Genomic DNA, 23,997 nt, shown 5'->3' on the forward strand with positions numbered 1-23,997 from the left:
TGCCGACGGAGCGCCCTGCGGCGCAAGCCATGCGCACGGGCCGCGCATGTTTGCGCGATGGCATTCTGTCGGGCCCAGCGGCGGCGGTGGTGACCCAGATCAAGGCGCGAGATCGCGGAAACGGGTAGGGCTCACGCACGAAAACAGAGAGGATCAAGCCATGCTGCGCGTCGCGTCGCTGCTCTATTCCATCATTTCCGCCACTTTCGCGGGGACCCTCGTGATCGTCGCACTCGTTTCCGGGGTTCAGACCGGCGAGACCATCCTCATGGCGGCCGGAACCGGTTTCGCGCTGGCAATCCCGGTTTCGCTCCTGGTTGCGCGCCGGATCACCGCCGCGTCATAACCAGCCCTTCCGCTTGAAGAACAGGTAGGGCAGGAACGCCGAAACCAGCATCAGCAGGATCGCGAGCGGGTAGCCCAGGTCAAAATGCAGTTCCGGCATGTGATCGAAGTTCATGCCGTAGATCGAGGCGACCAGCGTCGGCGGCAGGAAGATCACCGCAACCACCGAGAAGATCTTGATGATCGAGTTCTGCTCGATGTTCACCAGTCCCAGCGTCGCGTCGAGCAGGAACGTCACCTTCTGCGACAGGCTGTCCGAATGGGCGGTCAGGGAATCGACGTCGCGCAGAACCGCCTTCAGCCGGGCGCGCTTCTCTGACGTGCCCTTCCGCGACACCACGATCTGGTAGAGAAACGTCACCATCCGGTCGAGCGTCACGAGGCTGTCCCGGACCTTAGTGGCCAGTTCTCCTGCGCGCCCCAGCTGGTAGAGCAGCGTCTTGAAGTCGCGGCTTGTCTCGTTCGCCGCCAGTTCCTCGCGGAAGATGCTGGCCGACACCGTATCGATCTGCCGGCTGCATTCCTCGAGAATGTCCGCCTCGCGGTTGATGATCGACTCCAGCAGGCCAACCAGGGTGGCCTCGCCATTCGAGCAATCGACCCCGATCTTCTCGGCCCAGGAGGCAAACCCCACCACTGATTTCGGCGCATGGTAGCGGATGGTGATCAGCCGCCCGCCCGTCAGCACGAAGGTCATCGGCCCCATGGCCGGCTTGCCCTCGGCAACACCCCAGGGCACCAGCGCGGTCATCACGGTCGCATTACCCTCGATGTAGAGCCGGTTCGATTCCTCGATTTCCTGCATCTCCTCGAGGGTCGGAATATCGATGGCGAGCCGATGCTCCACATGCGCTTCCTCCTCGGCCGTGGGGTTGGCGAGGTCGATCCAGACCAGCCGGTCGAAGCCGGCCATCGGGGTCTCGACCGGCCGCAGCTTGCCATCGACACTGGTAAATCCGCGGATCATCGCGCTCTCCGTTCTCTGATACACCCCGGCCAGTACCGGTCCCGGTTCCGACCAATACAGCAGTGCCGCGACCGATCAACAGGCCGCGACGTGCCGGCGCCAAAATGGCCGGCCTCAGTCGTTCAGATAGACAAGCGAGGCGTTCAGCAGGGTCGCGAAGGTCACCCAGGCGGCATAGGGCACGAAGAGCGCCGAGGCGACCCTGTCCACCTTCCGCGCTTCCCGGATGAACACCACGATCATCAGAAGCAGGAACGCGATGATCCCGAGCGACACCACTATCATGTGCGCGCCAAAGAACGCCGGCGTCCAGATGAAGTTGATCGGAAGCTGCGCGAACCACAGCTTCATCGCATCGCTCTGCCGCGCCCTTTCCCACAGCCGCCAACCCGCGACGCCGATCATGATGTAGAGCGTCGTCCAGGCCGGCGCGAAGATCCAGTTCGGCGGATTGAAGGGGGGCTTCTCCAGCCCCGCATACCATTCGCCCGGCGTGATCAGGATGCCGATGGCGCTCCCGCAGCCGAGAACGCCCACGACGAAGAGGATGAGCGTGAGGATGCTGCGCATCTCAGGCTTCGTCGCCGAAGACACGCGCGAAGATCGTGTCCACGTGCTTGGTATGATAGCCGAGGTCGAAACAGGCCTCGATCTCCGCCTCGCTCATGGCAGCGGTCACATCCGCATCGCCCTTGAGTTCGGTCAGGAAGTCCGCGCCCTGTTCCCAGACCTTCATCGCATTGCGCTGCACCAGCGAGTAGCTGTCCTCGCGGCTCACACCCTTCTGGGTAAGCGCCAGCAGCACGCGCTGCGAATGGATCAGACCGCGGAACTTGTTCATGTTGGCGATCATGTTGTCGGGGTAGACCACGAGCTTCTCGACGACACCCGTGAGACGCGTCAGCGCGAAATCGAGCGTGATCGTGGTGTCCGGCCCAATGGCGCGCTCCACGGAGGAATGGCTGATGTCCCGCTCGTGCCAGAGCGCGACGTTCTCCAGCGCCGGCGTGACGGACATCCGCACCAGCCGCGCGAGCCCGGTGAGGTTTTCCGTCAGCACCGGGTTGCGCTTGTGCGGCATCGCGGACGAGCCCTTCTGCCCCTTGGAAAAGAACTCCTCCGCCTCCAGCACTTCGGTGCGCTGCATGTGGCGGATCTCGGTGGCGATGTTCTCGATGGACGATGCGATCACGCCAAGCGTGGCAAAAAACATCGCGTGTCGGTCACGCGGGATCACCTGCGTCGAGATCGGCTCGGCCCGCAGTCCCATTTGCTCGCAGACGTGCTCTTCGACAGAGGGATCGATGTTGGCGAACGTGCCGACCGCGCCGGAAATCGCGCCCGTGGCGATCTCGTAGCGCGCCTTCTCCAGCCGGTTCCGGTTGCGGTCCATCTCGGCATAGAACCGCGCCAGCGTCAGGCCCATGGTCGTGGGCTCGGCATGAATGCCGTGGGAGCGGCCGATCCGCACCGTGTCCTTCTGTTCGATGGCCCGTTTCTTCAGCGCGGCCAGCAGCTTGTCCATGTCTTCGAGCAGGATGTCGGCGGCACGGGTCAGCTGCACGTTGAACGTGGTGTCGAGCACGTCGGAGGAGGTCATGCCCTGGTGGACGAAGCGGGCCTCCTCGTTGCCGATAATCTCGGCCAGATGGGTGAGGAAGGCGATCACGTCATGCTTGGTGACGGCCTCGATCTCGTCGATCCGCGCCACGTCGAATTCCACGTCCCGAGCCTTCCAGACCGCCTTCGCGCTCTCCTCCGGGATCACGCCGAGCTTGGCCTGGGCGTCGCAGGCATGGGCCTCGATCTCGAACCAGATCCGGAACTTGGTCTCGGGGGACCAGATCTTCACCATGTCTGGGCGGGAATAGCGCGGGATCATTTGGGGGCCTTTCGCTCACATCGGATTTGCCGCGACTGATAGACCGCAAGGCCCGCACGCACAAGGAGCGGCCCGATCGCGCGCACCCAAGGCCAAGTCGAATTCTACAGCGCCGTACATGATTTTTTGACGCTTTCCCGCTATTTCTAAACTTGTCATCAAATTGACGCGGTCTCGCGCGCGTCGGATTGGCGTGCAGGCGCTGACCTGCCTTTCGCAATTGGCATCGTCTCTAAGGCAACGAAACGTGGAAAACGACCTGACCGGGAAAGCCGGTGATCTCCTGATATCCCCCCTCCACCGGCGCCTGCCGGTGATTTTGGGCTGGGGCCTTGTTATCCTCGGCGCGGTGGCTCTGCCCGTATCCCTCTTCGGGGCGCAGCCGCATACCTGGCTCGAGGTGCTGGGAAGCACCAGCTGCATCCCGATCGGCCTCTACATGCTGTGCGTGCGGAGTGAGGATTGGAACATGCCCCATCGCAAGGATCGCCCGCTTCGCGACCCAGTGGGAGCGGCACTCGGCCTTTCTGAGGTCGGCGCGCTCATCGAACCCGCAGAGATCTTCCACATCATCAATCGACCGCTGGGTCTCAGCATTGCGCAACGAACGGCGCTCTGGTGGCAGTCCGCGCATCTCTTCACGCCGTCCCATGAAAATGAGCAAAAGGCATGTTCGTTTTGCGCGGCTGGGAGACGTCCGGACCGAGGGCTGCAAATCTAGAAGGGTCTCCTGAGCGTTCGGGGCGACCTACCGGGCGCTGAGCCAGTTCTCGACCCGCAACCCGCCGATCCGCCTGAACTCGCCTTCGTTCGCGGTCACGACGATCGCGCCGGAGGCCCGGGCCTGCGCCGCGATCCAGAGGTCGTTCTGCCCGATGGGCGCGCCGCGCAACTCCAGCGCCTGCCGGATCTCGCCATAGGCCGCACCCGCGTCCGGTGTCAGCGGCAGGAGATCGATCTCCGCCAGCACTGCCTCGACCCGCTCGGTCAGCAGGCGGGAGCCGCGTTTGAGACAGCCATAGCGCAATTCGCCCGCGACGATCACGCTCGTCGCCACCTCCGTGTCGCCCACGCGCGCCAGTTCGACCGCTGCCGAGCCCTGCGGATTGCGCACCAGGTCGCTGATGATGTTGGTGTCTAGGAGATACATCAGCCGAGAATGTCTTCGGCCTCGGCGGGAGCATCCTCGATCTCGGGCAGGGCCTCCTCGATCGGCTCCCACGCCGCAAGAAGCCCCAGAAGACCAGCCTTGCGCACCGGCTCGATGATCAGACGCTCGCCATCCTTGCGGATCGTGGCACGATTGCCCGGCAGTTCGAATTCCACGGGGATGCGCACGGCCTGGTTCCGGTTGTTCCGAAACAGTCGAACCTCTCGCGCATCACTCATCGACATCAGGGACATTCCTTGCATATGCCGCTTGTATATGCCAAAAACTTCAAGAAAGTCAACGCGGCGCGCGCAGGCAGGCCCCGGAAGCGCAACAGCGGGTGCCCCGATCCATGCTGCAAGCGGGGAACTGCGACGCCCCACACGCGGACATCCCCGCGATACCTATCCGCCAAACGAGACCGATCGGCTGGAGCCGAAACCGCCCCGAGCCGCCACATTGGCGCGGGACATGGGCGCGGCCACCTTCGGATTGGGCGGGGTGCGCAGGGCGTTCGGGGCTGCCTTGGTGGTGGAGCCGAAGCCGGTGAAGCCCATGCGCTGACCACTCGTGTTGTAGACGCCGCCCTTGCCGTCGGAATAGAGCGGGCGGCCCGAGATGGCGCGCTGTCCACCGCTGAGCATGTTGCCCATCATGTAGCCCATGAAGAGCGGCATGAAGATCGAGCCATGGCCTGCGGCCTGTTCTTCGCCTTCCACGCCACCGGCCACCTCGGGCGGGGCGCAGGCGCCTTCCCCGTGCTGCTCTTCGCATAGCGCAAGATCGGTGTAGCGCGGGGCCAGCACGGCATGCTCCTCGCGGGCGTCCTCGAACGCGGCTTCGCAATCGGCGGCGCTGAACTCGACGCTGGAGAATTCCGAACTGTTGTCGAGGGCCGACCGGCATTGCTCAGCGCTTTGGAAGAAGCTCACATCCACCTCTTCTTTGCAGCCTGCCAGCGCGAAGGCCGATACGCCGATCAGCGCGGACCGCACGGCGGTCGAGCGCTTTCGCTGGAAAGAGGTGGTTTTCATCGGCCGTCTCCTGTTCTGTTGCCTCATATATAGGCTCTGCGGCAACGATTGGCACCCGTGATACGCAGGGGGCGCAAACAAGTGTTCGCGTCATCTGTTCAACACTTGCACTTGTTGCGGGGAACAACGGCACGGAACAAGCCGAAGGCGCCGTGCCAGCGACGGCCCGTCCCGTCGGGTCGGCGCATCGTCTATGCAGGGGTGACGAGCAGATCTAGGCAATGCCGTCACCATAAATCGCGTCGAACAGACGGTGTCGCGCCAACCCCCAGTCCGCCGCCGGCCCGGCCCCAAATTCGGCAGCCATATGCACATTTCAGTCGTCCGCCGGGCACCGCCTATTGCCGCTGCCGGCCGCACGAATTGCATCACACCCGCGCTCAGCCGCGCAGCCTGCTTCACCCCGTGATGAAGTGCGGCTTGAAGCGTGAAAGGTCCTGGGTGATGCGTGAGCGGTCCTCTCGGATCCCCATGCCGACGCAAGCCTCCCCGACGATCCAGGCCCCGATGACAGGGTGCTGCCCGTCGAAGACCGGCAGGGGGGCATAGGCCTGCACGATCTTGGGGTAGGTGTCGTATTCCCGGTTTGTCGAGGCTTCCGTCTCGCGTCCCGCCTCTTGGATGCGGATGCTCGCCCCCTCGCGGGAGAAGATCGGCTTTGTCACGGAAGCGCGCTTGAGCTCGCTACGGGCACGATCCACCCTTGGCCCGCCTGCGGCGATCTCGTCCTCGAAGAAGGCCGGCAGAAGGTTCGGGTCGCCCTCGAAAAGCCGCCAGAGCACCGGCAGGATGCCCTTGTTGGAAACGAGCGCCTTCCAGGGCGGCTCGAGAAAGCGGCAGGCACTGCCGGCGAGATACTCCGAGAAGGGATCGCGCAGCAGGTCTTCCCAGGGGTAGAGTTTGAAGAGCGTGCCGATGATCCGGTCTTCGCCATCGGCGAATTGCCCGGTGTCGGCCAGTCCGATCTGCTCGAGCGCCACGTAATGCGCGATGAGCCCGGCTTCCTTCGCGGTCCAGGCCATGTATTCGACGGTGGCGAAATCCTCCTCCACGCCCTGGGCGGACGTAAAATGCAGATCTGACCCTTCCGGCAGGATCTCGGCAAACCGCGCGACCATGGCCTCGTGGACCACGTTGAACTGGTCGGTCCCTTCGGGCAGCGCGCCCGCCGCGATCTGATCCTCGAGCCAGGTCCACTGGAAGGAGGCCGCCTCATAGAGCGAGGTCGGCGTGTCGGCATTGTATTCCAGAAGCTTTGCGGGGCCGTTCCCGTCATAGGCCAGATCGAGGCGTCCATAAAGGGCGGGTTCCGAGCCAAGCCAGCTTCGGGCGATGAAGTCCCGATGCTCCGCCGGGATGCAGAGGCGTTCCATCAACTCTTGGGACGCGACGATCTCCGCCACGGCTTCGAGACACATGCCATGAAGCCGGGCCGACGGGTCCTCAATACCGGTTTCGACCTGCTCCATCGTGAAGCGATACGCGCTGGTCTCGTCCCAGTAGGGCTCCCCGTGCATGGTGTGAAAGTGGAAGCCCAGGTCCCGGGCCGTGTCTTTCCAGTCTGGTCGCTCATCGAGCGGGACGCGTTGCATCTGTTGCTCCGGTGTCGGGTGCGCTCTGGCGATACGCAGGTTGGCTGCCCATCATTGTGGCCTGGACAGGGCGTCACTCAAGAGTGTGTGGCGGAATGTAAAGGCCGAAGGTTCTGCCTTGATCGTGCCGTCTGCGGCTTCTCGGCCTCATTCGAAGGGTTACCAGACCACTAATTGAGGTATGTATGGAGACCATATCGATTCCATACCGTTTCCATACGCCAGAAATATCGCTCACCGCTTCCATTTTCGCACGTCGCATGAGACACAACAGCCCATGCAACTCGACGATTTCCTCGGCACCTGGCAGCTTGCGCGCGAGATCGAAGATCGCCGCGCGGGCCAGACTGGCCGCTTCACCGGCCGCGCCGAATTCATCCGTTCGGATGGTGGGCTCGCCTATGCCGAGGAGGGTGAAATGCGGCTCGGGGCGGCTGCACCCATGCGCGCGACGCGCCGATATTACTGGTGCGATTCCAATGGGTTGATCCAGGTACTTTTCGAGGACGGCCGCTTCTTTCATGGGTTTGATCCGCGTGATCCGGCACCGGAAGCGCGGCATGACTGCCCCCCGGACGACTACCGCGTCGCCTATGATTTGCGCGCATTCCCGGTCTGGTCCGCCCGCTGGGAGGTGCGCGGCCCTCGCAAGGACTACACCATGTCGAGCTGCTACAGCCGCGCCTGAACCGTCCTCAGACCAGCGTCACCAGTGCCACCAGGAAACCGCCTCCCACCGCGCCGCCAAGCGCCCACGCCCATCCCGGCACGGCTTTCTTCGCAAGCTCCTCGGGGGGCGCACTTGCCCGCGTGATCGCCTGTTCCGCCAGTTGCGGCAGGCGTGGGGCAATGCGCGCGAGGATTTGCACGGCGGTGGTGAAGTCACGGGCAAACGCCTTGGGCCCCAGGTTGTCCGCGATATACTGCGTCACCACGGGCCGCGACATTTCCCACATGTTCATCGACGGGTTGAGGCTGCGGGCCACGCCCTCCACCACCACCATCGTGCGCTGGAGAAGGATGAGCTCGGTGCGGGTCTCCATCCCGAATCTCTCTGTCACTTCAAAGAGATGCGCGAGAAGCCGCGCCATGGAGATTTGCGTCGAATCCTGGCCGAAGATCGGCTCGCCAATCGAGCGCAACGCCTGGGCAAAGGCATCCGTATCCTGATCGGCCGGGACATACCCGGCCTCGAAATGCAGTTCCGCGACCCGGTGGTAGTCGCGGCGCAGGAACCCCATCAGGATCTCCGCATAGACACGCCGCGTGTAAGCGTCGATCCGCCCCATGATGCCGAAATCGAGCGCGACCAGCGCATCGTCCGGCCCGAGCTTCAGGTTGCCCTGATGCATGTCGCCATGAAAATAGCCGTCGCGCAGAGCATGGGTAAGAAAGAGCTGGATAACCCGTTCCGAAAGCCGATTGAGGTCCACGCCTCGGGCACGGAGCGCGTCGATATCGCCCATATGCGTGCCCGACACCCACTCGAGCGTCAGAACGCGACGGTCCGTGGCGGGCCAGATCACCGCCGGAACGCGGAAGCCGGCTTCGCCAGCGGTATTCGTAGCGAATTCGGCCGCCGCGGAGGCCTCCATGCGCAGATCGAGCTCGCCGAGCACCACGCCCTCGAAATGCCGGATCACTTCGCGCGGCTTCAGTCGCCTCGTGAAGGGCGCGAGGGTGTCAACCAGCCAAGCCGCGAGATAGAAGGCATCCACGTCGCGCATGAAGGCCCGTTCGATCCCCGGACGCAGCACCTTTACCGCAACGGTCTGTCCGGTTGCGCGCAGAACCGCCTTGTGCACCTGGGCGAGCGAGGCGGCCGCTATCGGCTCGCTGAATTCGGAGAACACCTCGTCCACCGGTTTTCCGATGGCCGTCTCGAAGGCCGCCATCGCCTCGTCGCGCGGAAAGGGCGGAAGCTCGTCCTGCAACACGCGCAGCTCGCGTGCCAGATCGTCCCCGACAATATCGGGCCGGGTCGAAAGCACCTGCCCGAACTTGATATAGGCGGGCCCAAGTGCGGTGATCGCACGCAGAACCGGCGGCTGGCTCGGATCTCCCTCGTAGCCCAGCCACTGGAACGGCCAGCCGAGAATGCGCGCGGCCGCTCTCAGGAGCGGCGGTGCCTCGAGCGCTTCGAGAGCCACTGCCATCGCGCCGGTGCGCTCGAAAGTCGCGCCGGTGCGGATCAGTCGCCAGATATTGTGCGGACCGCGCATCAGGTCACCTCAAATCGTTGCGGACCGCGCATCAAGTCACCTCAAATCGTTGCGGATCGCACATCAGATAGCCTCGCGGGAAAAGGACGCCATCACAGCTTCCAGCCCGAATGCAGGGCCGCGATGCCCATGGAGAGGTTGCGATAGGACACCTGTTCGAAGCCCGCATCGCGAATCATGCTCGCAAACACTTCCTGCTCCGGAAAGCGGCGGATCGATTCCACTAGGTACTGGTAGCTGGAGCGATCGTTGGCGAGCGTCTGCCCGAGCCGCGGGATCACGTTGAAGGAATAGGTGTCGTAGATCTTGCGCAAGAGTTCGTTCGGCACGCGCGAGAACTCCAGCACGAGAAACCGTCCGCCGGGGCGCAATACGCGGTAGGCTTCGGCAATCGCGTCTTCTATCCGCGTCACGTTCCGGATGCCGAAGGAGATCGTGTAGGCGTCATAGCTCGAAGGGGGCAGGGGCAGCGCCATCGCATCGCCCACGACCCAGTCGAGCTTGCCCTCGATGCCCTGCTTGGCACTGCGTTCGCGCCCTTCGACCAGCATCGATTCGGTCATGTCGAGCACCGTGACCGCCCCATCCCCCTTCACCCGCTCGAGAAAGCGGAAGGCGATGTCGCCAGTGCCGCCCGCCACATCGAGAAGTGACATTCCTGGCCGGGGCGCCAGCCAGTCTAGCATCGCATCCTTCCAGAGCCGGTGGATCCCGAGGCTCATGGCGTCGTTCATCAGGTCATAGCGCGAGGCGACCGAGGTGAAGACGCCATGCACGCGCCCGGCTTTCTCCGCTTCCGGGACGGTCTCGTATCCGAAATGGGTGGTCGGTTCGGATGTGTCGGACATGGGGGCAGGGCCTTTCCTCGGAAATCTTCCCGTGGTTATAAGACGCGCCCCGGCGGAGACAACCGCAACCGGGCGCAACCGGGCGCAACCCGGACACCTACAAGAAGGAGCCGGGCATGCCCGAATTGCCCGAGGTCGAGACCGTGCGGCGCGGTCTTGCCCCCCTGATGGAAGGCCAACGCATCGTTTCGGCCGACATCCGCCGTCCCGATCTCCGCTGGCCTTTCCCGGACCGCATGGGTGACAGGCTTGCGGGCGCGCGGATCGACAGGCTCGGGCGGCGCTCGAAATACCTTCTCGCAGATCTCGATACGGGTGAGACGCTGATCGTCCATCTCGGCATGTCGGGCCGGATGCTGATCGCGGAGCGGCCTGTGGGCGTCTTTCATTTCACTTGGCCCCCAGCGGAGAAACATGACCATGTCGTTCTCGACATGGAAAATGGCGCACGGGTGACCTTCAATGACGCGCGCCGGTTTGGTGCCATGGATCTCTGGCCGAGCGCCAGCCTCGAAACCAACCGCATGCTCGCTCACCTCGGTCCCGAACCTCTGGGGAACGGTTTCAATGCCGACTGGCTGGTCGCGCGGCTCGAAGGGCGCCGTTCGCCGATCAAGGCCGTGCTTCTCGATCAGAAGACCGTGGCGGGGCTTGGCAACATCTATGTGTGCGAGGCGCTCTGGCGGGTCGGTATCCATCCCGGGCGGCTCGCGCGCGACCTGTCGCCGGAGGAGGCCGAGGCACTGACCCGTGCGATCCGTCTCGTGCTTGAAGAGGCCATCGAGGCGGGAGGCTCGTCGCTCAGGGACTACCGGCAGGCCGATGGAGAGCTCGGCTATTTCCAGCACAGTTTCGCGGTTTATGGCCGGGCGGGGGAGCCCTGCCGCAAGCCCGGCTGTTCCGGAACGGTCGCACGGATCGTGCAGTCCGGGCGGTCGAGCTTCTACTGTCCGGACTGCCAGCCGACACGGATCTGAACCATCTCTTCCGGCGTTGCGCCTTTCAAGGCGGGGTTGATCCTCTTCGGTGCCTTGGATTAGCTGACGGACAGTACCGCATCTAGAAGTGCGAGTGAGGAGATAGAAGTGGCCTACGAGACCATTATCGTGGAAGTCGAGGATCATGTGGCGCAGATCCGCCTCGACCGGCCCGACGCGCTCAACGCGCTCAACATCCAACTGCTGGGCGAGCTTGCCGCCGCTCTCGCCGATCTTGACGCGAACAAGAAGGTTCGCGCCGTCGTTCTCACCGGATCGGAAAAGGCCTTCGCGGCCGGGGCCGATATCCGCGAGATGGCCGACAAATCCTTCGTGGACATGTTCGTGGAAGACATGTTCACCGCCGAAATCGACGCCATCACCCGGTTCCGCAAGCCTCTGATCGCCGCTGTTTCCGGCTATTGCCTGGGCGGTGGATGCGAACTTGCCATGGTCTGCGATTTCATCATTGCGGCCGATACGGCGAAATTCGGCCAGCCCGAAATCAATCTTGGGATCATACCGGGTCTGGGCGGAACCCAGCGCCTGACACGCTTTATCGGCAAATCGAAGGCCATGGACATGTGCCTGACCGGGCGCTTCATGGATGCGGAGGAAGCTGAGCGCTCCGGGCTGGTCAGCCGTGTGGTCCCGGCCAAGGATCTCATGCGCGAAGCTCTGGATGCTGCCGAGAAAATTGCAGAGAAATCGCCTCTTTCGACGCGGGCGGCAAAGGAATCGGTCAACCGCGCCTATGAGACGACCCTCAGCGAAGGTGTGCTCTTCGAGCGTCGCCTCTTTTTCGGATTGTTCTCCTCGGAGGACCAGTCCGAGGGCATGGCAGCGTTTGCCGACAAACGCGCGGCACAATTCCGCGGAAAATAAACGCGTTTTCCGATACAGCGTGTTGACAGCTTATGGAGCCGCGCATATTAGAGCGGCTTCAGTTTTCCCGATGACCGAGACACGGACCAGATAACATGGCAAACTCGCCGTCCTCCAAGAAGCGTGCCCGTCAGATCGTACGCCGCACCGAGGTCAACAAAGCGCGCCGCTCGCGGATGCGCTCCTTCATTCGCAAGGTCGAGGAAGCAATCGCTTCCGGCGATCAGACCGCAGCTTCCGAGGCACTTCGCGCAGCTCAGCCCGAGATCATGCGCAGCGTGACCAAGGGTGTGATGCACAAGAACACCGCGAGCCGGAAGATTTCCCGTCTTGCCGGACGCGTCAAGGCGCTGGCCGCCTAAGACCCCAATACCAGGACCGAACACCACGGAGGGCTCGCCCGGCTAGGTGCGCCCTCCGTTTTGCGTTTTGCAATATGCAAACATATTGTTTTAAAATGCAATGTTCCATCTTCGGTCCCGTTGCCCGATGGAGCCCGCTTCGGTATCTTGAATGGGCCCATTGCGAATCTTTTCTGTCATCTTTGAGCGTGTAGTGTTGGGCAGTCCCAGATCATGGGGGTAATACTTGCTGCCAGACTTGCCTGTGAGCAGTTGAGCGCAAACGGAAAAATGGCTTTTGGCGGTTGTGCGACGCTTTGGTGACAAGGTATCGCGTTCTGACAACCGGCATCATGCCGCGGCCGTTCCCTGGGTCGGCTTTAAAAAGAAAAATGGACCGTTCGGTCGGTGTGGACTCATGCTGGCAGGTACGATTGACCAAGACGAACACAGCTGGATGAGCATTCTGCCTCAACTGGCGTAAGGGAGCTTGGCAATCGCTTCTGGCCGTCCGGGGTCATGGTGATCGAACTTGGTGGCCGCATAGGTAACCTCTGCAAGAGTAGATGATGAACCCTCAGAAAGTTCCCCGCGACATGGACGTTGTTACCGATTGTTGGACCCAGATCAGAGAGCGGCTCCAGAGCGAAATCGGCCGGGACAACTTTCGAACCTGGATCGAGCCGCTGTCCTTCATCAGCTGTGCGCAAGGCGTCGGGCGCTTTGCGACACCGACGAGCTTCAATGGCACGTGGGTAGAGCGGCACTACGCGGACCGGATCAGCTCCCTCTTCCGTGAAGGGGGCTTTCAAGTGAGCCGGCTTGAGTTCGTGGTCGATTCGAGCCTGCCTCCCGCGGAAACCAGCGAACGGACTGCTCCGGTGCCTCCGCCTGCGAAGACCGCCGCAGCTGCGAGCGAGAGTGTCGGTCTGCCGGGCGGTCTCGGAGACGTGGATTTGCCAACGTCGCCGCTCGACGGTCGCTTCACCTTCGACAATTTCGTGGTCGGCAAGCCGAACGAGCTTGCCCATGCAGCCGCGCGTCGGGTTTCCGAGGGCGGTGCGGTCACGTTCAACCCGCTCTTTCTTTATGGTGGCGTCGGCCTCGGCAAGACCCACCTGATGCACGCAATTGCTTGGGAGGTCCGCCTGACCCGCCCCGAGGCACGCGTGCTCTACCTCTCGGCAGAGCAGTTCATGTACCGATTCGTTTCGGCGCTGCGCTTCAAGGACATGCACGGTTTCAAGGAGATGTTCCGCTCGGTCGACATGCTCATGGTCGATGACGTGCAGTTCATCGCTGGCAAGGATTCGACGCAGGACGAATTTTTCCACACCTTCAACGCCCTGATCGATCAGCAGAAGCAGATCGTGATCTCGGCGGATCGCGCGCCAGGCGAAATCGACGGTCTCGAGGACCGGATCAAGTCCCGACTCCAGTGGGGACTCGTGGTCGATCTTCATCCGACCGACTATGAACTGCGTCTTGGCATTCTCCAGGCCAAGGCCGAGGCACAACTCGAGCAGAACCCGGGCATCACCATCGGCCCCGGCGTCATCGAGTTCCTGGCGCATCGGATCAGCTCGAATGTTCGCGTGCTGGAAGGCGCGTTGACCCGGCTTTTCGCCTTCGCGAGCCTGGTGGGCCGTGAGATCAACCTCGACATGGTGCAGGAATGTCTTGCGGATCTTCTGCGCCATTCCGAGCGCAAGGTCACGGTAGACGAGATCATCCGAAAGGTTGCCGATCACTACAATCTTCGGATGTCCGATCTTCTGTCTGCCCGGCGCGCACGCAATGTCGCGCGGCCTCGTCAGGTGGCGATGTATCTCTCGAAAACGCTGACATCGCGGAGCCTTCCCGAGATCGGTCGGAAATTCGGCGGGCGCGACCACACCACTGTCATTCATGCCGTGAAGAAGATCGAGGAACTCAAGGCCACCGACAGCCAGATCGCGGAAGATGTGGAAATTCTTCGGCGGATGCTCGAAGCCTGATCGGGACGTTCCCGCTTCGGACTCACCAGCAAACAGGGCCGTGCCTGCTTGACCGGGCACGCCATCGCTTTCGATGCCTGAAGCAGGCGTCTTGTCGCGTCCAGAAAAATGCGGTGCATGGCTCCTATTTTTCAGGACCCGGCCAGACTTGCCTGCTTCTCTCCGGCATCAGCGAAGGCGGCTCCGGGAAACAGGCACACGCAGGGACCGATTTGACCGCTTGCCCTTTCTGACCAAATCGGTAACTTCGCGGTCCGCGCAACCGGAAAGGGACCGCGGGGAGGGTCATCCGAACGGTGGACAAGATGAAACTGAGCATGGAGCGCAGCGCTCTTTTGAGAGCCATGAGCCGGGCGCAATCGGTAGTCGAACGCCGGAACACAATTCCCATACTTGGTAATGTCCTGATCGAGGCGGATGGCGACACGGTGAGTTTCCGTGCCACGGATCTCGACATCGAGGTGATCGACACGGCGGCTGCGGTGGTTTCGATGGCCGGGGCAACGACCGTTTCCGCGCATACTCTCCATGAGATCGTGCGCAAGCTGCCCGATGGCGCGATGGTCGAACTGGCCGATGACGGTGCATCCGGGCGCTTGGAGGTTCGGGCCGGTCGGTCGCATTTCCTGCTGGCCACGCTGCCGCGGGAAGATTTTCCGATCATGGCGTCCAGCGAGTATTCCTGCAATTTCGGCTGTCCTGCGCCGGTGCTGCGCAGGCTCTTCGACAAGGCGAAGTTCGCCATCTCGACCGAGGAAACCCGCTACTACCTCAACGGTGTCTACATGCACTCGGCCAAGGGGATCGACGGCCCCGTCCTGCGCTGTGTCGCGACCGATGGCCACCGGCTGGCTCAGATCGATGCCGCGCTTCCCGATGACGCCGCCGATCTTCCGGGCGTGATCGTTCCGCGCAAGACCGTGGGTGAGTTGCGCAAGCTTCTTGACGATGACGAGATGACGATCGCCGTATCGGTCAGCGAGACCAAGGTGCGGTTCGCCACGCCCGAGGTGACACTGACCTCCAAGGTGATCGACGGCACCTTCCCGGACTACGCGCGGGTGATTCCCGCAAACAACACCAAACGACTGGAAGTGGATGCGGCGGATTTCGCCCGAGCAGTCGATCGCGTGGCGACGGTTTCCTCGGAGCGTTCGCGTGCAGTCAAGATGGCTCTCGACGAAGACCGCCTGGTCCTGTCGGTAAATTCTCCCGACAGTGGCGCCGCCGATGAGGAGCTGGCGGTTGCATATGGCGACGAGCCGCTCGAGATCGGGTTCAACGCGAAGTATCTCCTGGAAATCGCGGGCCAGGTTGACCGTGAGAATGCCGTCTTCCTATTCGACAGTCCTGCTCAGCCGACGCTGATGCGCGAGGGCAACGACGAGTCGGCGGTTTACGTCGTCATGCCCATGCGGGTGTGACGGAGGTCGCTGCCGGTTCGGCCCGTTCGCTTGCCGTTCAGTATCTGAGCTTGTCGCATTTCCGGTCTCACCGGAAGCTCACGCTCGACGTGGAGCCGGCACCGGTCGCCATTTTCGGAGCCAACGGCTCGGGCAAGACCAATCTGATCGAGGCTGTATCCCTGCTGTCTCCCGGTCGTGGGTTGCGCCGCGTGCAGGCCGCAGACATGGCTCGTGTTCCTGAAAGGATCGGCTGGAAGGTGGACGCGCACATCCGCTCGCCCGATGGTCCGCATGAGGTTCAGTCCCGCTGGGAGGGAACGGCCCGCACGGTGGAGATCGACACCAAGCCCGCACCACAGACAGCGCTTGGCCGGATTGCGCGTGTTCTGTGGCTGACACCCGCCATGGACAGGTTATGGACCGAAGCCGCGTCCGAAAGGCGCCGCTTTCTTGACCGCGTGACGCTCAGTCTTTTGCCTGATCACGGCGACATCGCGCTTGGCTACGAGAAGGCGCTCCGCGAACGTGCCCGCCTTCTGCGGGATGGGGTGCGCGATGCCGCCTGGTATGACGCGCTCGAAGCGCAGATGGCCCGGTCAGGGGCCCGGCTCACGGCCAATCGCCGCCGCGCCTTGGGCCGTCTCGCAGCAGCGCCGCTGTCGGAGGCTTTTCCCGCTGCCCGGCTCTCGCTGGAAACCGAAGCCCCCGAAACCGAGGCCGAACTCGCGAGCGCCCTGCGTGAGTATCGCGCGCGGGACATGGCCGCGGGCCGCAACCTGCTCGGCCCCCACAGGGATGACCTGGGGGCACTCTATGTCGATAAGGACGCACCCGCACGGCTCTGCTCTACCGGAGAGCAGAAGGCGCTGCTCATCAGCCTCGTGCTCGCCAATGCCCATGCGGTCGCGCAGGATTTCGGGGCGCCGCCCATCCTGCTCCTTGACGAGGTCGCCGCACATCTCGACGCGGATCGCCGTGCGGCGCTCTACCGTTCCATCCTGTCGCTCGGCGCGCAGGCCTGGCTGACAGGAACCGGAGAAGAGCTTTTCGCGGGCCTCGAGGGACGCGCGATCTTTCTCCGCGTCTCGGAGGATGCCGGGGTCTCTGCGGTCGAAAGGGTCTAGGCTCAATGGCCGGGTGCGACGAAGACAAGGTGGCGCTTCGCGAATTGCAATCCCGCCACGTGCCTCTAGGATGACAGCAGCCAAGGGGAACCCGCGCACATGCAGCATATCTTGCAGGAAATCCTGCTCTACCTCATCGCCGCCGTCATTACCGTCCCGATCAGCCAGCGTCTCGGCTTCGGCTCGGTGCTCGGATATCTCGCCGCTGGCGTCGTGATCGGGCCGCTGATGGGCTTCGTAGGCTCAGAGGCGGAGGACCTGCGCCATTACGCCGAGTTCGGCGTGGTGCTCATGCTGTTCCTTATCGGTCTGGAACTGGAACCCGAGACCCTCTGGGAAATGCGGCGCAAGCTGCTCGGGCTCGGAGGGCTGCAGGTTCTCGCCACGCTCTCGGCCATCGCGCTCTTCTGCCAGGCGCTCGGGCTTGCCTGGAACGAGGCGCTCGCAGTCGGAATGATCCTCAGCCTGTCCTCGACCGCAATCGTGATGCAGACGCTCAATGAGAAGCGCCTCAACCGAACCGAGGGCGGGCGATCAAGCTTTTCCGTCCTGCTCTTTCAGGACATCGCGGCGCTGCCGTTCCTCGCCATCATGCCGCTTCTCGCGATCGGAGCGGTCTCCTCGGGCCACGGAGATGCCCACGGTGCCGGTGAAGCCCTCGAGATGAGCGGCTGGATGCGGGCAGGGCTCGTGGCCGGCGCGATCATCCTCGTGGTTCTCGCGGGCCGCTACCTGTCGGGACCGTTCTTCGGGTTCCTCAAGATGGCGCGGCTGCACGAGATCAACATCGCCGCGACCCTGATGTTCATTCTCGCGATCGCGGTGGTCATGGGCTATCTCGGCCTGTCGCCCGCGCTCGGAACATTCCTGGCCGGGGTGGTGCTGGCAAACAGCCCCTACCGGCACCAGATCGAAAGCGACATCGCCCCGTTCAAGGGCCTGCTCCTCGGGCTCTTCTTCATCACCGTGGGCGCGAGCATGAATCTCGGGCTCTTCATCAACGACCCGCTCCGCATGCTGGCGCTGACCCTCGCGCTGATGGCATTCAAGTTCCTCATCCTCTTCGTGATCGCCCTCATCTTCAAGATCGAGGGGCGGGACCGCGTCCTCTTCACACTGTCGCTTGCACAGGCCGGAGAGTTCGGCTTCTTCCTCGCCAGTTTTGCCGCGCAAAGCGGCGTGATCGGAGTGGAACTGGCCGACGAGGTGCTTCTGGTCGTGTCGCTCTCGATGTTCCTCACCCCCGCACTCTTCATCCTGCATGACAACCTGATCCGCCGTATAACCGAAGGGCCGCGCAAGCCCGATGACGAGATCGATGAGCAGGGGGTGGTGATCATCGCCGGCATGGGTCGTTTCGGCCAGATCGTGAACCGCATGCTCATGGGGCTTGGCCACAAGACAGTCGTTCTCGACAGCCACTCCGAGACCATCGAACGGATGCGACGCTTCGGCATCAAGGGCTTCTATGGCGAGGTTCACCGGCCGGCATTGCTGGAGGCGGCAGGTCTCGCCAATGCCCGCGCCATCGTCATCTCCATCGACGATCCCGATCTCGCGGTGCAGGTCACGCGCTATGTCAAGATGAACCACCCGCAGGTGGAGATCATCGCCCGCGCTCGCGACCGCCACCACGTCTATGCGCTCTATGCAGCCGGCGCAGATGAGAGCGTGCGCGAGATTTTCGACAGCGGGGTGCGCGCGGGCAAATACGCGCTCTCGGCCCTGGGTTATTCCAGCGACGAGGTCGAGCGGGTCGCCCAGGCCTTCTTCGACTACGATCGCCACATGCTTGCCGAGCTTGCCGAACTATGGGATCCGAAGATCCCGCTTGACCGGAACACCGCCTACATCGAGAAATCGCGCGAACAGCATGCGACCATCGAGGCAGTGCTGCGGGGCCAGCTCGCGGAGAACGCCGAGAAGACCGTGCGCAACGCGGAAAAGATCAGAGCGCGCGATGCGATCCGGGCGCGCGCGGAGGAGTCCGAAGTCGAAGTAGATGATGAGCCGTTTGTCGCTCCGCCCCTCGCGGTGGAGCAGGCCGCCGAGAAAAAGGCCACGTCGCGCACGGTCCATTGAGAGAGCGTCCCGGTGCGGGTTTCCGATGGCCGGGATTGGTCGATCCTTGGGCATCGGCCGTCCATTCTCGCGTCATCAGAGCCAGAGGTGGTGATGGTTTGCCCGGGGGCTCTCCCATTCTATAGCAATTGTATGTTGCGGTGCGGTGGTCTACGAAAGTCTGAATAACGCGACGGAGCGAGGGACAATGACAGAATTCAAGAAAATCCTCATTGCGAACCGAGGGGAGATCGCCATTCGCGTCATGCGGGCCGCGAACGAGCTCGGCAAGAAGACCGTGGCGGTCTACGCCGAAGAGGACAAGCTTGGTCTCCATCGTTTCAAGGCGGATGAAGCCTATCGCATCGGCGAAGGACTCGGGCCCGTCGCGGCCTATCTTTCCATCCCGGAGATCATCCGGGTGGCGAAGATGTCAGGCGCGGACGCGGTCCACCCCGGCTACGGCCTGTTGAGCGAAAACCCGCAACTGGTGGATGCCTGCCGCGAGGCGGGGATCACCTTCATCGGCCCGAAGGCCGAAACCATGCGCATGCTCGGCGACAAGGCCAGCGCGCGCAAGGTGGCCATCAAGGCCGGCGTGCCGGTGGTGCCCGCGACGGAAGTTCTGCCCGACGACATGGACGAAGTGCGCCGCATGGCGGACGAGGTCGGCTATCCCTTCATGCTCAAGGCATCCTGGGGCGGCGGCGGTCGCGGCATGCGTCCGATCATGGGTCCCGATGAGCTCGAGGAAAAGGTTCTCGAAGGGCGCCGCGAGGCGCAGAACGCCTTCGGAAATGGCGAGGGCTATCTCGAGAAGCTCATCCTGAATGCCCGTCACGTCGAAGTGCAGATCCTGGGCGACAAGGACGGCGGCCTCTACCACCTCTGGGAGCGCGACTGCTCCGTGCAGCGCCGCAACCAGAAGGTCGTCGAACGCGCACCGGCTCCCTATCTCAGCCAGGAACAGCGCGAGGAAGTCTGCGAACTCGGCAAGAAGATCTGCCGCGCCGCGAATTACGAATGTGCGGGCACCGTCGAGTTCCTGATGGATCGCGACACCGGCGCGTTCTACTTCATCGAGGTAAACCCCCGCGTGCAGGTGGAACACACCGTCACGGAGGAAATCACCGGCATCGACATCGTGCGCGCCCAGATCCTTCTGGCCGAGGGGGCGTCCATCGCCGACGCGACCGGTGTGCCGACCCAGGAAGAGGTGACGTTCTCGGGCCACGCACTGCAGTGCCGCATAACCACCGAGGACCCGCAGAACAACTTCATTCCCGATTATGGCCGCATCACCGCCTATCGTGGCGCGACCGGCATGGGTATCCGTCTCGATGGCGGCACGGCCTACTCGGGTGCGGTCATCACCCGCTACTATGACAGCCTTCTCGAGAAGGTCACCGCCTGGGCGCCGACGCCTGACGCTGCCATCGCCCGCATGGACCGCGCCCTGCGCGAGTTCCGTATCCGTGGCGTCTCGACCAACATCGCCTTCGTCGAGAACCTTCTGAAGCACCCGACCTTCCTCGACAACACCTATACGACGAAGTTCATCGACACGACGCCGGAGCTCTTCACTTTCGCCGCCCGTCGGGACCGCGCGACGAAGATCCTCACCTATATCGCCGACATCACGGTGAACGGTCACCCCGAAACTGCCGGCCGTGCCAAGCCGCCGGCGGAGCCGAAACTGCCCAAACCTCCGGCCCAGCGGCTCGATACGCCCCCCGACGGCACTCGGCAGATCCTCGAGGCACGCGGCGCCAAGGGGGTCGCCGACTGGATGCTCGAGCAGAAGCGCGTGCTCATCACCGACACGACCATGCGCGATGGTCACCAGAGCCTGCTCGCCACGCGCATGCGCTCCTTCGACATGATCAAGGCCGCGCCCTCCTATGCCACCAACCTGCCGGAACTTTTCTCGGTTGAGTGCTGGGGCGGGGCGACCTTCGACGTTGCATATCGCTTCCTGCAGGAATGCCCCTGGCAGCGGTTGCGCGACCTGCGTGCGGCCATGCCGAACCTGCTGACCCAGATGCTGCTGCGCGCTTCGAACGGCGTGGGTTACACCAACTACCCGGACAACGTGGTCGAGGCCTTCGTGGGGCAGGCGGCCTCCTCGGGTGTCGATGTCTTCCGGGTGTTCGACAGCCTCAACTGGGTCGAGAACATGCGCGTCGCCATGGATGCAGTCGTCTCCACCGGCAAGATTTGTGAAGGCACCATCTGCTACACTGGCGACATCTTCGATCCGGATCGCGCGAAATACGACCTCAAGTATTACGTCGCCATGGGCAAGGAACTGCGGGACGCAGGTGCCCATGTGCTCGGCCTCAAGGACATGGCGGGCCTCCTGAAGCCCTCCGCCGCGCGCGTTCTCGTCAAGACGCTCAAGGATGAGGTCGGCCTGCCGATCCACCTCCACACCCACGACACCTCCGGTATCGCCGGCGCGACGCTGCTCGCTGCGGCCGAGGCGGGCGTGGACGCAGTCGATGCGGCGATGGACAGCCTCTCGGGCAATACCTCTCAGCCCACGCTCGGCTCCATTGTCGAGGCCCTGCGCTTTGACGAGCGCGACACCGGGCTCGACATCGGCGCGATCCGTGAGCTTTCCGACTACTGGGAAGGCGTGCGTGCACAGTATGCAGCCTTCGAGGCGGGCATGCAGTCGCCCGCCTCCGAGGTCTACCTCCACGAGATGCCTGGCGGGCAGTTCACCAACCTCAAGGCCCAGGCCCGCTCCATGGGTCTCGAGGAGCGCTGGCACGAAGTGGCCGAGATGTATGCCGAAGTGAACCAGATGTTCGGTGACATCGTGAAGGTCACGCCGTCCTCCAAGGTGGTGGGTGACATGGCGCTGATGATGGTGGCCCAGGGGCTCACCCGTGAACAGGTCGAGGACCCGGCCGTCGATGTGGCCTTCCCCGACAGTGTCGTGGACATGATGAAGGGCAATCTCGGCCAGCCGCCGGGAGGCTGGCCCAAGGCCCTGCAGAAGAAGGTGCTGAAAGGCGAGGCACCGCTGACCGAACGCCCCGGCGCGAGCATGGCGCCGGCCGATCTCGGGGCGCTCGAGGCGAAGCTGCGTGAGGAGGCCGGAGAGGTCTCGATCGACAACGAGGATTTCTGCGGATACCTGATGTATCCCAAGGTCTTCCTCGACTACCTCCACCGCCACCAGGACTACGGTCCGGTGCGCACCCTGCCGACGCCGGTCTTCTTCTACGGCATGGAGCCGGGCCAGCAGATCTCGGCCGAGATCGATCCGGGCAAGACGCTCGAGATCCGGCTCCAGGCGGTCGGCGAAACCAACGAGCAGGGCGACAAGCGCGTCTTCTTCGAGCTCAATGGCCAGCCGCGCACGGTGCGCGTCCCCGACCGCAAGGCCCAGGCCGCGGCCCCCAAGATGCCCAAGGCCGAGGTCGGCAACCCGGCCCATGTGGCAGCGCCGATGCCGGGCGTCGTCGCGACCGTCTCGGTGGAGGCGGGCCAGAAGGTCAATGCGGGCGACCTGATCCTGACCATCGAGGCGATGAAGATGGAAACCGGCCTCTACGCCGAAAAGGCCGGCACGGTTAAGGCGCTCCACGTCAGCCCCGGCGCGCAGGTCGAGGCCAAGGACCTGCTGGTGGAGCTGAACGCGGAGTAGGCGCCAGCCGAAACGCGTTCTACAGGGATACACGCTCTCGCGCCCCGGAGCATCACGGTCCGGGGCGAACCTCATCCACCCGGCTTCTGCGCGCGGCGAAAGGCCGCAGGGCAGGTGATCCCGTTCACGTCATCCTCCGCCCAGAGGCCGTGCCGGTCCCACCCGTGCACGCGGTCGTGAGGGCCGAATCCATTGCGGCATGTTGCGCTGCAATATACACTTGCTCGCAAGGACCGAGGATCATGATGGCACGGGAGTTTCCATGCCCAATCCCGAGACCGCAGAGCCTGCCCGAACACGCAAACCCGTCCGCCTGGCCCTTCAGGGCGGTGGCGCGCATGGTGCCTTCACCTGGGGCGTTCTCGACCGGATGCTCGAGGAACCGGACCTTTCCATCGAGGCCGTGAGCGGCACGAGCGCGGGCGCGATGAACGCCGTCGTGCTCGCCGACGGGCTGAAGCGGGGCGGGCCCGAGGGCGCCCGTGAAGCGCTCGCGGATTTCTGGAACGATGTGGGCAAGGCCGCCGTGCTCTCGCCCTTCCGTCAAGGCGTGATGGACCGGATGAGCGGACGCGCCAGCCTCGACAATTCGCCCGGTTTCCTCCTTATGGAGGGGCTCGCGCGCTTTCTGTCGCCCTATGATCTCAACCCCCTGAGCCTCAATCCCCTGCGCGAGATCGTCGCGCGGCACGTCGATTTCGAGCGCATCAACGCCGCCAGCGACATCGCCGTCCATGTGACCGCGACCGAGGTGAGCACGGGCCTGCCGCGGGTCTTCTCTCAAGGCTCGCTCAGCGTCGATGCGGTGATGGCCTCGGCCTGCCTGCCGCAGCTCTTTCCCGCGGTCGAGATAGAGGGCGAAGCCTATTGGGATGGCGGGTTCACCGGAAATCCCTCACTCTTTCCCCTGATCGACGGCGTCACGGAGGCGGACCTCATCCTCGTCCAGATCAATCCGGTGGAGCGGGACGGGGTACCCCGGGGCGCGCGCGACATCATCAACCGCATGAACGAGATCACCTTCAATGCAAGCCTGGTGAAGGAACTGGCCGCGCTCTACAATGTGGCCCATCTCTGGCCCGACATACCTACGGAGGACGGACCGCGCCCGGCAATCCGCCTGCATCACATTCACAGCGGCGAGGCGGCGGAAGTGCAGAGCGCCTCGAGCAAGCTCGATGCCGGCGCGCGGCAGCTTTCCCGGCTCTTCGACATGGGCCGTGCACGGGCCGGCACATGGTTTGCCGATCACCCCCACAGCATCGGGCAGGTCTCCACGCTTGAACTCGACGCCCTCTTCGGCCCACGCCCGCAGATCCCCGATCGGGAGACACGAGCAGAAAGCTTCGGCCCGCGTCCCGATACCGAGGAGAGGCCGGTTCCGATCCTGCCCTATCTCTGGGGTGTGCCGATCTTCTGGGCGTTTCGCCCGAGCGGCCGGCCACGGTCTGCGTCTTCGTAGTGGTGGTTTGCCCGCGCTTGACCTAGAGCAGGAAGGCCCGCCCGTC

The 23,997-nt window shown here is 63.6% G+C and carries 21 protein-coding genes; 12 read left to right on the forward strand and 9 right to left on the reverse strand.

Features of this window, described 5'->3' with window-relative positions; all coding sequences use genetic code 11:
- Positions 1-160 precede the first annotated feature (160 nt).
- Positions 161-346, forward strand: coding sequence for a CTP synthetase (locus ACP15W_RS02955; RefSeq protein WP_424931332.1), 186 nt, complete (start codon positions 161-163; stop codon positions 344-346).
- Here the strand turns inward: ACP15W_RS02955 and ACP15W_RS02960 are convergent.
- The 3 genes from ACP15W_RS02960 to purB form a co-directional block, all read right to left on the reverse strand.
- Positions 341-1,312, reverse strand: a complete 972-nt coding sequence (locus ACP15W_RS02960; protein ID WP_424931333.1) for a magnesium transporter CorA family protein — start codon at positions 1,310-1,312, stop codon at positions 341-343. The genes ACP15W_RS02955 and ACP15W_RS02960 overlap by 6 nt on opposite strands.
- A gap of 114 nt (positions 1,313-1,426) precedes the next feature.
- Positions 1,427-1,882, reverse strand: a complete 456-nt coding sequence (locus ACP15W_RS02965) for a TspO/MBR family protein (protein ID WP_424931334.1) — start codon at positions 1,880-1,882, stop codon at positions 1,427-1,429.
- A 1-nt stretch (position 1,883) separates the two neighbouring features.
- Positions 1,884-3,194: an adenylosuccinate lyase gene (gene purB / locus ACP15W_RS02970; protein ID WP_424931335.1), complete on the reverse strand. Its 1,311-nt coding sequence runs from the start codon at positions 3,192-3,194 to the stop codon at positions 1,884-1,886.
- A 247-nt stretch (positions 3,195-3,441) separates the two neighbouring features.
- Here purB and ACP15W_RS02975 point away from each other — a divergent pair, with 247 nt between their 5' ends.
- Positions 3,442-3,915 carry a hypothetical protein gene (locus tag ACP15W_RS02975; RefSeq protein ID WP_424931336.1) on the forward strand — a complete coding sequence of 158 codons (474 nt, stop codon included), beginning with the start codon at positions 3,442-3,444 and terminating at the stop codon, positions 3,913-3,915.
- Positions 3,916-3,942: 27 nt separating this feature from the next.
- Here the strand turns inward: ACP15W_RS02975 and ACP15W_RS02980 are convergent, their stop codons facing one another.
- The 4 genes from ACP15W_RS02980 to ACP15W_RS02995 form a co-directional block, all read right to left on the reverse strand.
- Positions 3,943-4,344, reverse strand: a complete 402-nt coding sequence (locus tag ACP15W_RS02980) for a type II toxin-antitoxin system VapC family toxin (protein ID WP_424931337.1) — start codon at positions 4,342-4,344, stop codon at positions 3,943-3,945.
- On the reverse strand, positions 4,344-4,589 hold the full coding sequence (locus ACP15W_RS02985; RefSeq protein WP_424931338.1) for an antitoxin: 246 nt from the start codon (positions 4,587-4,589) through the stop codon (positions 4,344-4,346). Before ACP15W_RS02985 ends, ACP15W_RS02980 begins: the two co-directional genes overlap by 1 nt.
- A gap of 159 nt (positions 4,590-4,748) precedes the next feature.
- Positions 4,749-5,378, reverse strand: a complete 630-nt coding sequence (locus tag ACP15W_RS02990) for a DUF1190 domain-containing protein (RefSeq protein WP_424931339.1) — start codon at positions 5,376-5,378, stop codon at positions 4,749-4,751.
- Between the two features lie 398 nt (positions 5,379-5,776).
- Positions 5,777-6,970: a glutathionylspermidine synthase family protein gene (locus tag ACP15W_RS02995; RefSeq protein WP_424931340.1), complete on the reverse strand. Its 1,194-nt coding sequence runs from the start codon at positions 6,968-6,970 to the stop codon at positions 5,777-5,779.
- A 277-nt stretch (positions 6,971-7,247) separates the two neighbouring features.
- On the opposite strand from ACP15W_RS02995, the gene ACP15W_RS03000 reads away from it, so the two are divergent.
- Positions 7,248-7,658: a DUF6314 family protein gene (locus ACP15W_RS03000; protein ID WP_424931341.1), complete on the forward strand. Its 411-nt coding sequence runs from the start codon at positions 7,248-7,250 to the stop codon at positions 7,656-7,658.
- A 7-nt stretch (positions 7,659-7,665) separates the two neighbouring features.
- Here the strand turns inward: ACP15W_RS03000 and ubiB are convergent, their stop codons facing one another.
- Positions 7,666-9,192, reverse strand: coding sequence for a 2-polyprenylphenol 6-hydroxylase (gene ubiB, locus ACP15W_RS03005; RefSeq protein WP_424931342.1), 1,527 nt, complete (start codon positions 9,190-9,192; stop codon positions 7,666-7,668).
- A 92-nt stretch (positions 9,193-9,284) separates the two neighbouring features.
- The gene (gene ubiE, locus ACP15W_RS03010) at positions 9,285-10,040 is read right to left on the reverse strand and encodes a bifunctional demethylmenaquinone methyltransferase/2-methoxy-6-polyprenyl-1,4-benzoquinol methylase UbiE (RefSeq protein WP_424931343.1); all 756 of its coding nucleotides are present in this window, start codon (positions 10,038-10,040) and stop codon (positions 9,285-9,287) included.
- 116 nt (positions 10,041-10,156) lie between these two features.
- Between ubiE and mutM the strand changes: the two genes are divergently transcribed.
- The 9 genes from mutM (at position 10,157) to ACP15W_RS03055 (ending at position 23,951) form a co-directional block, all read left to right on the forward strand.
- On the forward strand, positions 10,157-11,017 hold the full coding sequence (mutM, locus tag ACP15W_RS03015; RefSeq protein WP_424931344.1) for a bifunctional DNA-formamidopyrimidine glycosylase/DNA-(apurinic or apyrimidinic site) lyase: 861 nt from the start codon (positions 10,157-10,159) through the stop codon (positions 11,015-11,017).
- Positions 11,018-11,125: 108 nt separating this feature from the next.
- The gene (locus ACP15W_RS03020; RefSeq protein WP_424931345.1) at positions 11,126-11,902 is read left to right on the forward strand and encodes an enoyl-CoA hydratase; all 777 of its coding nucleotides are present in this window, start codon (positions 11,126-11,128) and stop codon (positions 11,900-11,902) included.
- A gap of 95 nt (positions 11,903-11,997) precedes the next feature.
- On the forward strand, positions 11,998-12,264 hold the full coding sequence (gene rpsT / locus ACP15W_RS03025) for a 30S ribosomal protein S20 (RefSeq protein WP_424931346.1): 267 nt from the start codon (positions 11,998-12,000) through the stop codon (positions 12,262-12,264).
- A gap of 575 nt (positions 12,265-12,839) precedes the next feature.
- Complete coding sequence (gene dnaA / locus ACP15W_RS03030; protein WP_424931347.1) at positions 12,840-14,240, forward strand: chromosomal replication initiator protein DnaA; 1,401 nt, start codon at positions 12,840-12,842, stop codon at positions 14,238-14,240.
- Positions 14,241-14,545: 305 nt separating this feature from the next.
- Positions 14,546-15,664: a DNA polymerase III subunit beta gene (gene dnaN, locus ACP15W_RS03035; RefSeq protein ID WP_424931348.1), complete on the forward strand. Its 1,119-nt coding sequence runs from the start codon at positions 14,546-14,548 to the stop codon at positions 15,662-15,664.
- On the forward strand, positions 15,661-16,770 hold the full coding sequence (gene recF / locus ACP15W_RS03040; RefSeq protein ID WP_424931349.1) for a DNA replication/repair protein RecF: 1,110 nt from the start codon (positions 15,661-15,663) through the stop codon (positions 16,768-16,770). Before dnaN ends, recF begins: the two co-directional genes overlap by 4 nt.
- Positions 16,771-16,869: 99 nt before the next feature.
- On the forward strand, positions 16,870-18,852 hold the full coding sequence (locus ACP15W_RS03045; protein WP_424931350.1) for a monovalent cation:proton antiporter-2 (CPA2) family protein: 1,983 nt from the start codon (positions 16,870-16,872) through the stop codon (positions 18,850-18,852).
- 187 nt (positions 18,853-19,039) lie between these two features.
- Entirely contained in the window at positions 19,040-22,489 is a 3,450-nt protein-coding gene (locus tag ACP15W_RS03050; RefSeq protein ID WP_424931351.1) for a pyruvate carboxylase, read from the forward strand.
- Between the two features lie 262 nt (positions 22,490-22,751).
- On the forward strand, positions 22,752-23,951 hold the full coding sequence (locus tag ACP15W_RS03055; protein WP_424931352.1) for a patatin-like phospholipase family protein: 1,200 nt from the start codon (positions 22,752-22,754) through the stop codon (positions 23,949-23,951).
- Positions 23,952-23,997: the final 46 nt, after the last annotated feature.

It is taken from the genome of Amaricoccus macauensis, from assembly GCF_049800915.1.
Lineage (GTDB): Bacteria > Pseudomonadota > Alphaproteobacteria > Rhodobacterales > Rhodobacteraceae > Amaricoccus > Amaricoccus macauensis_A.

What these genes read in the sequence shown, in the direction of transcription:
- ACP15W_RS02955 (WP_424931332.1), top strand. Translation starts at nt 161, where the DNA reads ATGCTGCGCGTCGCGTCGCTGCTCTATTCCATCATTTCCGCCACTTTC.
- ACP15W_RS02960 (WP_424931333.1), bottom strand. Translation starts at nt 1,312, where the DNA reads ATGATCCGCGGATTTACCAGTGTCGATGGCAAGCTGCGGCCGGTCGAG.
- ACP15W_RS02965 (WP_424931334.1), bottom strand. Translation starts at nt 1,882, where the DNA reads ATGCGCAGCATCCTCACGCTCATCCTCTTCGTCGTGGGCGTTCTCGGC.
- purB (WP_424931335.1), bottom strand. Translation starts at nt 3,194, where the DNA reads ATGATCCCGCGCTATTCCCGCCCAGACATGGTGAAGATCTGGTCCCCC.
- ACP15W_RS02980 (WP_424931337.1), bottom strand. Translation starts at nt 4,344, where the DNA reads ATGTATCTCCTAGACACCAACATCATCAGCGACCTGGTGCGCAATCCG.
- ACP15W_RS02985 (WP_424931338.1), bottom strand. Translation starts at nt 4,589, where the DNA reads ATGTCGATGAGTGATGCGCGAGAGGTTCGACTGTTTCGGAACAACCGG.
- ACP15W_RS02990 (WP_424931339.1), bottom strand. Translation starts at nt 5,378, where the DNA reads ATGAAAACCACCTCTTTCCAGCGAAAGCGCTCGACCGCCGTGCGGTCC.
- ACP15W_RS02995 (WP_424931340.1), bottom strand. Translation starts at nt 6,970, where the DNA reads ATGCAACGCGTCCCGCTCGATGAGCGACCAGACTGGAAAGACACGGCC.
- ACP15W_RS03000 (WP_424931341.1), top strand. Translation starts at nt 7,248, where the DNA reads ATGCAACTCGACGATTTCCTCGGCACCTGGCAGCTTGCGCGCGAGATC.
- ubiB (WP_424931342.1), bottom strand. Translation starts at nt 9,192, where the DNA reads ATGCGCGGTCCGCACAATATCTGGCGACTGATCCGCACCGGCGCGACT.
- ubiE (WP_424931343.1), bottom strand. Translation starts at nt 10,040, where the DNA reads ATGTCCGACACATCCGAACCGACCACCCATTTCGGATACGAGACCGTC.
- mutM (WP_424931344.1), top strand. Translation starts at nt 10,157, where the DNA reads ATGCCCGAATTGCCCGAGGTCGAGACCGTGCGGCGCGGTCTTGCCCCC.
- rpsT (WP_424931346.1), top strand. Translation starts at nt 11,998, where the DNA reads ATGGCAAACTCGCCGTCCTCCAAGAAGCGTGCCCGTCAGATCGTACGC.
- dnaA (WP_424931347.1), top strand. Translation starts at nt 12,840, where the DNA reads ATGGACGTTGTTACCGATTGTTGGACCCAGATCAGAGAGCGGCTCCAG.
- dnaN (WP_424931348.1), top strand. Translation starts at nt 14,546, where the DNA reads ATGAAACTGAGCATGGAGCGCAGCGCTCTTTTGAGAGCCATGAGCCGG.
- ACP15W_RS03045 (WP_424931350.1), top strand. Translation starts at nt 16,870, where the DNA reads ATGCAGCATATCTTGCAGGAAATCCTGCTCTACCTCATCGCCGCCGTC.
- ACP15W_RS03050 (WP_424931351.1), top strand. Translation starts at nt 19,040, where the DNA reads ATGACAGAATTCAAGAAAATCCTCATTGCGAACCGAGGGGAGATCGCC.
- ACP15W_RS03055 (WP_424931352.1), top strand. Translation starts at nt 22,752, where the DNA reads ATGCCCAATCCCGAGACCGCAGAGCCTGCCCGAACACGCAAACCCGTC.